The 10,226-nt window shown below is 69.4% G+C and carries 11 protein-coding genes; 6 read left to right on the top strand and 5 right to left on the bottom strand.

All coding sequences use genetic code 11. The annotated features are described in order from the left end of the window. The first annotated feature begins 364 nt into the window (after window positions 1-364). Together ACFR9S_RS03120 and ACFR9S_RS03115 are read left to right on the top strand one after the other, a co-directional pair. Window positions 365-634, top strand: coding sequence for a winged helix-turn-helix transcriptional regulator (locus tag ACFR9S_RS03120; RefSeq protein WP_379731433.1), 270 nt, complete (start codon window positions 365-367; stop codon window positions 632-634). Window positions 635-884: 250 nt separating this feature from the next. Further along, the gene (locus tag ACFR9S_RS03115; protein WP_379818045.1) at window positions 885-1,280 is read left to right on the top strand and encodes a DUF2267 domain-containing protein; all 396 of its coding nucleotides are present in this window, start codon (window positions 885-887) and stop codon (window positions 1,278-1,280) included. 25 nt (window positions 1,281-1,305) lie between these two features. On the opposite strand, the gene ACFR9S_RS03110 is transcribed toward ACFR9S_RS03115, so the two are convergent. Both ACFR9S_RS03110 and ACFR9S_RS03105 read right to left on the bottom strand, forming a co-directional pair. Then, a complete protein-coding gene (locus ACFR9S_RS03110; RefSeq protein ID WP_379731428.1) occupies window positions 1,306-1,632 on the bottom strand; it encodes a hypothetical protein in 327 nt (108 codons plus the stop codon). Then, window positions 1,625-2,437: a ParA family protein gene (locus ACFR9S_RS03105; protein ID WP_379731429.1), complete on the bottom strand. Its 813-nt coding sequence runs from the start codon at window positions 2,435-2,437 to the stop codon at window positions 1,625-1,627. Before ACFR9S_RS03105 ends, ACFR9S_RS03110 begins: the two co-directional genes overlap by 8 nt. Window positions 2,438-2,830: 393 nt before the next feature. Here ACFR9S_RS03105 and ACFR9S_RS03100 point away from each other — a divergent pair, with 393 nt between their 5' ends. From ACFR9S_RS03100 to ACFR9S_RS03090, 3 genes are all read left to right on the top strand, one after another. Next, window positions 2,831-4,162 (top strand): sodium:calcium antiporter, encoded by a 1,332-nt coding sequence (locus ACFR9S_RS03100; protein WP_379731430.1) that lies wholly within the window; start codon window positions 2,831-2,833, stop codon window positions 4,160-4,162. Between the two features lie 1,036 nt (window positions 4,163-5,198). Next, window positions 5,199-6,350: an alpha/beta hydrolase family protein gene (locus ACFR9S_RS03095; RefSeq protein ID WP_379818044.1), complete on the top strand. Its 1,152-nt coding sequence runs from the start codon at window positions 5,199-5,201 to the stop codon at window positions 6,348-6,350. A gap of 364 nt (window positions 6,351-6,714) precedes the next feature. Continuing rightward, complete coding sequence (locus tag ACFR9S_RS03090; RefSeq protein WP_379818043.1) at window positions 6,715-7,041, top strand: hypothetical protein; 327 nt, start codon at window positions 6,715-6,717, stop codon at window positions 7,039-7,041. Here ACFR9S_RS03090 and ACFR9S_RS03085 read toward each other — a convergent pair. Further along, entirely contained in the window at window positions 7,014-8,024 is a 1,011-nt protein-coding gene (locus tag ACFR9S_RS03085) for a Cdc6/Cdc18 family protein (protein WP_379732698.1), read from the bottom strand. The two genes, ACFR9S_RS03090 and ACFR9S_RS03085, sit on opposite strands and share 28 nt — an antisense overlap. A gap of 126 nt (window positions 8,025-8,150) precedes the next feature. Continuing rightward, window positions 8,151-9,077 carry an alpha/beta hydrolase gene (locus tag ACFR9S_RS03080; RefSeq protein WP_379818042.1) on the bottom strand — a complete coding sequence of 309 codons (927 nt, stop codon included), beginning with the start codon at window positions 9,075-9,077 and terminating at the stop codon, window positions 8,151-8,153. A gap of 76 nt (window positions 9,078-9,153) precedes the next feature. Here ACFR9S_RS03080 and ACFR9S_RS03075 point away from each other — a divergent pair, with 76 nt between their 5' ends. Further along, window positions 9,154-9,399 carry a DUF7120 family protein gene (locus tag ACFR9S_RS03075; protein ID WP_053948379.1) on the top strand — a complete coding sequence of 82 codons (246 nt, stop codon included), beginning with the start codon at window positions 9,154-9,156 and terminating at the stop codon, window positions 9,397-9,399. A gap of 298 nt (window positions 9,400-9,697) precedes the next feature. Here the strand turns inward: ACFR9S_RS03075 and ACFR9S_RS03070 are convergent. Continuing rightward, on the bottom strand, window positions 9,698-10,226 hold a 529-nt coding region (locus ACFR9S_RS03070; protein ID WP_379818041.1), incomplete at its 5' end, for a helix-turn-helix domain-containing protein.

Below are 10,226 nucleotides of genomic sequence, written 5' to 3'. Positions count from 1 at the left end.
GTACGAGGCCGCCCCGATCGGCGACGACGGCCGCTTCTCGATCCACCTGCGCTTCGCTGGCGTCGACGCCGACACCGACGTGCGCGTCTCGACGCCCGCCTTTTCCCGCACGCGGCCGCTGGGCGAGCTCGCCGAGGGGACAGTTCGCTAACACTGTCGGCCCCGCGCCGGCGTCCGGTAACACCCGTGTCACCGACTTACCTCAGGGTCAAGAACGGCTTAAGGGTCGCGCGCGCATACGGGCATCCGTGCGCGAGAACATTGATCGATCGATCGGTACCGACGCCCCGCCGGCGCGCGGGCGCCCGGCGACAACCACCCGCGGCGCGGGGCGACAGTGAGCGACGTCGCCACGGAGGCCGAGATGGCCGACCTGCCCCCCAGCGCGAAGCTGGTCCACCTCGTCCTCCAGGAGAACGACCGCATGACCCAGAGCCAGGTCACCGAGGAGACCCAGCTCGCCGGCCGCACCGTCCGTGACGCGCTCGGCCGGCTCGAGGACGCCGGGCTGGTCACCGAGGAGATCTGTCTGAAGGACGCCCGCAAGCGAGTGTACACCGCGAACAGCCCCGAGTCGGGGGAGGTCGACCACACCGAATCCGACGCCCCCGAAGGCGCGGCGACGGGTGACTGACGGCCACGTATTCTCCCAGTCGACGCTGGATCGCCCCGGTTCCTGAGAGCGTTCTGTCCCCTCGGGGCACCGACCGCACCGCGACTGCCAACTCCGTTCTCGACAGTGCCGCTGTTCGGAGATTGACGGAAATAGGGGTTCTCTCGCCGGCGGACGCCCGGAAACGGCGATCAGCTTTATAACCGATCGCCCGGAGTTTCCCGGTGGCGGACGTGTGCCGAGCCGACAACCGTCGACGACAGACACAGCTATGGACTACAGCGAATTCATCGGCGAAGTACAACATCGCATCGAGGCGGGAGACATGGGAACGGCCGTCCGGAACACCCGTGCGGTGCTGACGACCCTCGGCGAGCGTCTCCAGGCCGACGAGGCCGCGGACCTCGCCAGCCCGCTGCCGGGAGAGATCGGCTACTACCTCCGGGACGCGGATTCGGGCCAGCGGTTCGACCACGCGGAGTTCCTCGAACGCGTCGCGGACCGCGCCGGCGTCGACGAGGGGGAGGCGGAGGTCCGTGCACAGGCGATCGTGGCGCTGCTCGGCGAGATCGTCCCCGGCGGCGAACTCCACGACGTGGAGGGCGGACTGCCCGCCGACTACGAGCCGCTGTTCGAGTTCGTCGGCGCCGAGGAGACGCCCTGGTAGCGCCGACCGCGTCGCTCCGTCGGCGTCAGTCCTGCTCGCGTTCGTCGAGGATCCGGTCGACGATTTCGTCGGCGTGCTCGGCCAGCACCCGGACCGCGGCGTCGTGGAACTCGCGGCCGGTCACGTCGCGGATGCCGTGCTCGCGGCGCAGTTGGCTCTCCACCTCGAACTCGGCGTCCTCGAGCACTTCCAGCGTCTCCGGCCGGACGTAGATGCTCTTTGCGGTGGTCGCGTCGAACTCGAAGGCGGGACCCGCGCCCGTCTCCTCCTCGTCCTCCGAGTCCGCCGGCTCCTCGGGCTGGTCGTCCCCGTCGGCGTCGGAGAGGCCGGCGAAGCGGTTGTCGTCAGGCATCCTCCTCCACGATCTCGGCGAGTTTGTCGAGTCGGTCGAGCATGTCGTTGTCGGGGTCGTACTCCCGGAGCGTCTGCCCGTCGCGCCACGCTCGGCTGAACGCGATGCGGTGGCGGATCCCCGGCCCCGGGGAGTCGGGGTCGTCGAACTCGGAAGACCGGCAGAACTCGGGTAGATGCTCCGCGAACGGCGAGTTCTCCAGGTCCTCGATGATGCGTCGTTCCTCGTTGTTGCCCGTGAGGTCGTTCGGGACGATCGCGAGCAGCTCCAGCTCCACCTCGTTCCGGATGGGGAGGATCTGCTGGTCCCACATGCGCTCGAAGCCGCTGACGCTGGGTTCGCTCATCAGCAGCGGGACGATCACGTTGCCGGCGCCGATCAGGGCGGCGTCGGACAGCGGCCCCAGGCTCGGCGGCGAGTCGACGACGACGTAGTCGTACCGCTCCTCCAGCAGGGGTTCGACGATCCGCCGGCGCACCCAGAGCATCCCGAACGTGGAGTTGCGGACGCGGTCGGCGATCTCGTCGAGGTCGACGTGGGCGGGGAACACGTCGAACCCCTCCCGCTCGACGACCACCTCGGCCGCGTCCACGGGGTCGTCGTCGGTGAGCACGTCGCCGACGTGGGGACTCGATCGCTCGTACTCCTCCTTGAGGCCGACGCCCTCCGTGGCGTTGCCCTGCTGATCGAGATCGACCAGCAACACGTCGTTGCCGCGGACCGCGAGCGCGTCCGCGAGGTTGATCGCGACGGTGGTCTTGCCCACGCCCCCCTTCTGGAGCGAGACGGCCACGGCGCCACCCATCAGGCTGCCACCCCGCGATCCGACCCGGGCGGTCGGCTCTCACGCTCGCCCGCCCGTGCGGTCGCTGCGTCCCGAAGCATACGTTCGAGGGTCCGGCGCGGAGCACTTAAGAGTTCTCACGATGCGTGGACCGCCGATACACCGAACACCGTCCAAAATTTCTGAACATTTCGAGCTGTTCGAGCTGTGTCTCCCCCACTCCCGTGACACCGCCGTTCGTTTCGACCGATACCGCCGATATACCGGCGTCGAACGCCCGATACCGCGTGAATTCGCTCGCGAGCGGGATCGGGAGCGAACGGGCGTCAGCGGTGCTGATACGCCGGAAAACTGCCGCGGCCTCGGTATCCTGTGATTTTTACCAACTCCGGTGTTCGCTCCGTTCAGACCCGAATGAACACGAGAAAGATCGGAATGCTCGTCGTCGCAACGATACTCACTCTCCCGTGGCTGGGCGGGTGGCTCACCGGGACGGCCCACAGCCTGGGGGCACTCTCGACCGTCGCCGTCGCCGGTATCGGTATCCTCGGCGCCTCGTTCCTGCTCACCTGGGGCGCCGAGACCGCCGAGAAGGACGTGCCACGGGCGTTCGCGATCGCCGTGCTCGCGGTGCTCGCAGTCGCGCCCGAGTACGCCGTCGACGCGCTGTACGCGTGGCAGGCCGGCGTACAGGCCGGCACCCCCGCCGGCGCCGAGGCCGGCAACCTCGCGGTCGCGAACATGACCGGCGCGAACCGGATCCTGATCGGTATCGGCTGGGCGGGCGTCGCGCTGTACACGGTGTTCCGCTCGGGCGCCGACGAGGACCCGGCGGTGAAAGACCGGGGCGGCTTCCTCAACGATGCCGTCTCGCTCGACCGCGACATCAGCCTCGAGATCGCGTTCCTGCTGGCCGCGACCGCGTGGGCGTTCCTCGTCCCGCTCGGCCCGGGGATCGACATCTTCGACATGGCGTTCCTCGTCGGGCTGTACGTCCTCTACATCGGCGTCGTCCTCCGCGGCGAGCCCGAGGAGCACGTGGAACACGTCGGCGTCCCGGCGATGCTGGGGAAGATCCCCAACCCCTATCGGGCGCTGACGGTGATCGCGCTGTTCGCGTTCTCCGGCCTCATCATCTTCACCGCCGTCGAGCCGTTCGCCCACAGCCTCGAACTGCTGGGCGAGGACATCGGTATCCCCTCGTTCTTCATGATCCAGTGGATCGCGCCGCTGGCTTCGGAGTCGCCTGAACTCATCGTCGTCGTCGTGCTGGTCCGGAAGGCGCGCTCGACCGCGGGGTTCAACGCGCTGATCTCCTCGAAGCTGAACCAGTGGACCCTGCTGATCGGGACGCTGGTGGTCGTCCACTCGATCGCGCTGGGCGAGTACGGCGCGCTGGCGTTCGACGCGAAGCAGGAGGCCGAGATCTGGATCACCGCGGCGCAGTCGCTGTTCGCGCTCGCGCTGATCATCAACTTCGAGATCGACGTGCGGGAGGCGGTCGGGCTGTTCCTCCTGTTCATCTCGCAGGTGCTGCTCGAGTTCCTCGTCCTCAGGGACATCATCCACCTCCCGATCGGCGAGATCCAGCTGCTGCACCTGTTCACCGCGACGTACATCCTCCTCGCGCTCGGGCTGTTCGCCGGCCGCCGCGAGGCGCTGGTCCAGCTCGTCCGCGACACCCGCGGCATCATCGCGAGCGCCATCCACGGCGAACCGGAGGAGAACCCCGTGGCCGAGGAGTGATCGTCGCGGCGGCGACTGCCGCGACGGACGACTGACCGCCGCAGCGACGAACTGCCACGACGAAGGGGCGAAGCTGTAGGAACGGCCGCAGGGCGTACGTTTTTGATGCCGCCACGCCCATCGGGGCCATGGACGAACTGTCCCCGGAGCGGTTCTACGACTTCTCGATCGCGACCGGCGCCACCGTCTCCCCCGACGGGGAGCGGGTGGCGTTCCTGGTCAGCGAGTTCGACGCCGAGGATGACGACCGCCACACGTCGCTGTTCGTCGCACCGACCGACGGCTCCGCCGAGCCATACCGGCTCACCCGCGCCTCCAGCGCGTCCTCGCCGCAGTGGTCGCCCGACGGCGACCGGCTCGCGTTCGTCGCGGCCCGCGAGACCGACGCCGGCGTCGCCGTCGAGAACGGCGCTGAGGAAGACGCAGACGAGGAGGAGGAGGAGGAGGAGGAGAACGGCGGCCCTGTCGGCGAAGGGCCGAAGCCGCAGGTCTGGTCGTTCGACATGGAGCGCGGCGGCGACGCCCGCCAGCTTACCGACCGCGACTACGGCGTCGCGGAGTTCGACTGGGCACCCGACGGGGAGCGCCTCGTGATCGCCGCCCGCGATCCCACGGAGGAGGACGAGGAGTACCTGCAGCAGCGTAACGAGAACGGCCCGATCGAAATCGACCGACTCCAGCACAAGGGCGACGGCGCGGGCTGGATGGACGAGGTGTCCAGCTACCTGTTCGTCGTCGACGCCGACAGCCGCGAGACGGTCCGACTCGACAACGCTTACGACGACGAGGAGAAGGGCGATCGCCGGGGGCTCCAGCCCGNNACGGCGACCGGATCGCCTTCGTCGCCCAGCACGAGGAGGACCCCGACGACACCCACGTCCGGAACGTCTACACGATCCGTCCGGACGGGACGGGGTACCAGCAGCTGACCGACGCCGGCCTGCGGGTCCAGCAGCCGCGCTGGTCGCCCGACGGGAGCCGGATCGCCGTCGGCGGCGGCGACCCGTACAACTGGTACAAGCCGACCGAGGCGTACGTGATCGACGGAGAGAGCGGCGAGATGCAGTCCGTCTCCGGCTCGCTCGACCGTACGATCGCGTTCGGCGGCAACCCCCACTGGCTCGACGACGACACCCTCGTCGGGCTGTTCGGCGACGAGGGGAACACCCGGATGATCCGGCTCGACGCCGAGGAGGACGACCCCGAGCGCGTGTTCGTCGCGCAGGGGCGGAGCAGGTCCGTCTCCGGACTCTCCGTCTCCGACGACGGCAGCACGCTCGCGTTCCGGATGGCCGATCCCACCGCTGGCGCCGACATCTACGCGATGGGGCGTGAGGGTCTCGACGCGGAGAAGGGCGCCGAAGCCGACGCCGCGGGGCTCGCACGGGTCAGCGAGGTCAACGCTGATCTGGTCGACGAGCACCACGACTGCGTGCGCGTCTCCTGGGAGAACTCCGACGGCGTCACCATCCACGGGCTGGCGTACCTCCCGCCCGAGTTCGACCCCGAGGACCCCGAGCCACACCCCGTCGTCTCCTCGGTCCACGGCGGGCCGATGTCGTACGACTCGCCGGCGTTCGGCTTCGATCAGCTGTTCTGGACGAGCAAGGACTACATCGTCCTCAGAACGAACTACCGCGGCTCGACCTCCTACGGGCAGGAGTTCGCCGAGCGCCTGCGCGGCACCCGGGGCGACAAGGAGGTCGACGACGTGGTCACCGGCGTCGAACACCTCGTGGAGGAGGGGTGGGCCGACGAGGACCGCCTCTACCTCACCGGCTTCTCCTACGGCGGCGTCACCACCGCCGCGACGGTCACGAAGTCCGATACGTTCGCCGCCGCGGCCGCCGAGCACGGCATCTACGACTTCTACGCCACGTTCGGCACCGACGACAACCACCTCTGGCACGAGGACGAGTTCGGCCTGCCGTGGGAGAACGTCGACACCTACCGGGAGATCTCCTCGATCACCGACGTCGGCGGCGTCGACACGCCGCTTCTGGTCACCGCGGGCGAGAACGACTGGCGCTGTCCGCCGACGCAGGCCGAACAGCTGTTCGTCTCGGTCCGCAAGCAGGGCGTCGACGCCCGGCTGGTGATCTACCCCGACGAGCACCACAACATCGGCGACCCCGACCGCGCGATCCACCGGCTCGAGGAGCTGGAGAGCTGGTTCGCCGAGCACTGAGGCGTCGCCGCCCGGAACGCGACCGGAACTCTCCTTCCGCCGTCCAGTCCGTCGATTTTTCCAGACCAGAACCGACCGGAACCACCCGAAGAGGCTTGATTGCGATACCGGACCGAGAGGGCGTATGGCGATCCACCGACCGACTGGTACGCGCAGGGGCCGAGAACAGACACGCGGGTCGAGCGGGAAGCGGAGGCGTGACGCGCGACGAGATCGGCGGCGACGCGTGCGACGCGGTGAAGTACCGGTGCGTCGGCGCCGGGACCACTCGCCGACCGTCGTCACTCGGAACGCCCGATCGAGGCGGCGGAGCCGCCCACCCGTAGGACGAACCGGATCGGGGGGAGATACCCGCCTCCCTCCGGTGTTCCAAGCACTCGCGCGGCTGTTCGGGATCGACCCGCCGCGCGGGCTGGGTCGGCTGCTCGGCGCGTCCGCGAGCGGTTCGACGAGCGCGATCACGACTGGCGCGCTGCTCTGGATCGCGCTGTACGCGGGGTGGCACGCCGGCGTCGTGGAGGGGGAGGCGGCGATCTGGCTCTCCGCGGGCGCCGTCGTCGCCGCGCTTCACGCGCTGGGGCTGGACCGGCGAAACAGTGGCCGGCAGGCAGAAACCCGGGGACCGACGCCGGCGCGACCGGGGTACTCCCGCGGAGCGGCGCCTCAGCCGTCCCGCGAGGCGAGCCGGTAGCGCTTCCCCCGGGCGTCGCGCTCGGTTTCGATCAGGTTGTAGTGTTCCAGTTTCGGCAGGTGGCTCTTCCGCAGCGCGCGGAGCGTGATCGGGTCGGCGTGGGCCTGCTCGTACCGCTCGTACAGCTCCTTCTGGATCAGCGGCCCCTCGTCCTCGATACACTCGTAGAGCACGCGCTGGTGGTCGTTGAGCTTCGAGATCGTCTTCCGCCTCACCTCGGCCTCGGCGTCGAAGACGGCGTCCTCGACGAGCCGCGGCGGGATCGCCGACAGCCCCTCCCGCTCGCTCTTGCGGGCGGCCACGCGGAGCGCGGTGATCGCCTGCCGGGCGTCGCCGTCGACGCGTTCGGCGATGCGCTGCAGGGTGTCGCGCTCGACGGTGCCGGCTTCCAGCCCCTGTGCGGCCCGGCGGTCGAGGATCTCCGTGACCGTCTCGACGGTGTAGCGGTCGAACTGCACGCGGTAGCCCACCGAGACGCGGGAATGGACGCGCTCGTCGAGCCGAGCGAGGAGGTCCACCTCGCGGTTCGCGATGCAGATCCACGCGAGGCCGGGCACCGAGTGGAGGTCGTACAGCGTGTTCGGCTCCTGAAGCTGGTCGACCTCGTCGAGCACGACGACGCTCGGCCCGTCGAGGCCGGTCTGGAGCGTGTCGATCAGGTCACGGGTCGCCGCGTTCTTCGGGACCGCTGCGTCGACGAGCGCGTTCGCCGCGCGTTCGAGCACGCTCCGCCGCGTGTAGTCCGTCCAGCAGTTGACGTACGCGGTCGGCACGTCGAGCACCTCGCGACGGAGTTCCCGGACCGCAGCGCGGGCGACGGTGGTCTTGCCGGCGCCGCTTGGGCCGAACAGGAAGCAGTTCTCGGCGCGTGCGCCCTGCTCGACGGGCGCGAGCGCGTCGGTCACCTCGTTCATCTGGCTGTTGCGCCCGACGATCTCCCGGGGGAGATGTTCGTCCTCGAAGACCGTCCCGTCTCGCAGCATCTACCCGGAGCAGTGGGGCGACGGCGGCATAAGTGACCCCCCTGTCGTTCCGATCGGTTCCGTTCGGGACCGTCGCTGTCGATCGATATCGCCGTATGTGATTTACATTCCACTTCGAGGCGTCGGCTACTCCCGCAGCGCGTCGCCGAGGTCACGCCCGACGCGTGAGGCGACCGTCTCGGCGGCGTCGATGTCCATCGTCGCGAACCCGTGGACCTGCGCGGGGTAGTTCTCGTAGCACACGTCGACGCCGTCGGCCAGTAGCTGCTCGGCGTACCCCTTGCCGGCGTCCCGGAGCGGGTCGAACCCCGCGGTGACCACCGTCGCGGGCGCGACGCCGGAGAGGTCGTCGGCCTGCGCGGGGTCGGCGTAGGGGTTGCGCCGGTGGATATCGCTGCCGTAGTAACACTTCTCGAAGAAGCGCAAGTCGGCCTCGCTCAGCACGGTCCCGGCGTTCTGCTGGACCGACTCCTGCTCCTCCTCGGCGCCGGTCGCCGGGTAGATGAGCGCCTGATGGGCCAGCTCCGGCCCGTCACGTTCGGCGGCCATCAGCGCGACGATCGCCGCGAGCGTTCCGCCCGCGCTGTCGCCCGCGACCGCGAGGCCGTCGCCACCGCCCAGGGAGCCGGGGTTCGACGCGGCCCACTCCGTCGCGGCATAGGCGTCCTCGACGGCTGCCGGGAACGGGTGTTCCGGCGCGAGCCGGTAGGCGACCGAGAGCACCGCACAGCCGCTCTCACGGGTCAGCCGCCGGCAGAGGACGTCGTGGGTTTCCAGCCCGCCGATCACGTAGCCGCCGCCGTGGAAGAACACGACCGTCGGAACGTCGCTCCCCTCCGCCGGCCGGTATCGGCGCGCCCTGAGTTTCCCGCCGGGGCCGGGGATCGTGAGATCGGTGACGCTGCCGACCGCCGGGGGGTTCAAGTTCCCGTACTTCCCCGCCAGCCGGGCGAGGGGACGGAGCAGCTTCAGCCCGATCCGGCTGTGTGGAAGCGAGAATCGCCGCCTGTCGAGTGCAGCCTTCGCCTGCGGGTCGATCTCGTCTGCCTGCACGGCCCGTGATTCGGTCCGCGGCGGGATATAGCCACCGAGCGGAAAATTCACACCGCTCCAGCGTGGAGGTGGAGGTATGGCCCAGATCGAAGTCGACCTCCCCGACCGCATCACCGGCGAACTCGACCGTCTCGTGGAATCCGGCGAGTTCCTGAACCGCGAGCGCGCCGTCGAGGACCTGCTGCAGCGCGGCGTCTCCGCCTACGACATCGAGGAGGAGCCAACCGAGGAGCTGGACAGCGATCTGTTCACCCAGACCGTCGAGGACCAGCAGGACCCCGCGATGCAGGAGGGGAGCAACGAGGACGAGCCGACGTTCTGAACACGCCCGTCGCTGTCGCGTCTTCTCGAAGCGCCCGCGAGCCGCCGGGCCGGCGATCTCGCTCCCGAGCGTGAGTGCCGGGCGTAGAAGGCAGTAAGGAGGACGACGCCCGATGTGGTGCGGACGAACGTGACGATCACGCCGGACCGTTGGGATGTGGGGTGGGGGGGGTGCCGGAATGCGTCGGCAGTACGGTCCAGTGCCCTCCTTACAGCATTCCCATACAGGGGCGTCTCCGTTATCTTGCTGCCGGCTATACTGACCGAACCGAAAATCGAATGGGGCTATCAGTATAGGGTCAGTCGCCGCGTCGGTCCGGGAGCTGTTCGGCCTCGAACAGCACGGCACAGAGCCTGCGCTGTGCCTCCCGGAGGTGGTGGCTGAACGTCGGCTGGGAGATGCCCATCGCGTCGGCGATCTCGGTGCCGGTGTGTTTCCGCGGCCGGTCGAAGAACCCGCTGAAGTACGCGGTCCGGATGGCTTCGAGCTGCCGGTCGGTCAGCGCCTCCGTCGCCGACGCGCGCTGCTGTGCCGTCGACGGCTCGGAGCGGTGGTGGGTGCGCTGTGCGGCCAGCGAGGCGCCGGGGTGGCGGTCCCGGAACAGTTCGACGAACTCACGGACGGGGGCGTCGCTGCCGAGCTCCGCGATCACCGTCGCCGCCCCGTCGCCGGCGCGGAGCTCGTGGGGTCGCGCGCCGTGTTCGACCAGCGTCGTCTCGGGGCTGTCGGGCGCAAGCCCCGTCCGGAACAGACAGACCGGCTCGCCGTCGGCCTCGTACTCGGAGACGAGCGCGAACTCCTCGAAAGGAAGCCCCTCGGCGGGCGCC

It is taken from the genome of Halolamina salina (assembly GCF_042678005.1).
GTDB classification, from domain to species: domain Archaea; phylum Halobacteriota; class Halobacteria; order Halobacteriales; family Haloferacaceae; genus Halolamina; species Halolamina salina.
The sequence above is the reverse complement of the archived record's forward strand: the minus strand, read 5'-3'. Positions and strand labels throughout refer to the sequence as shown.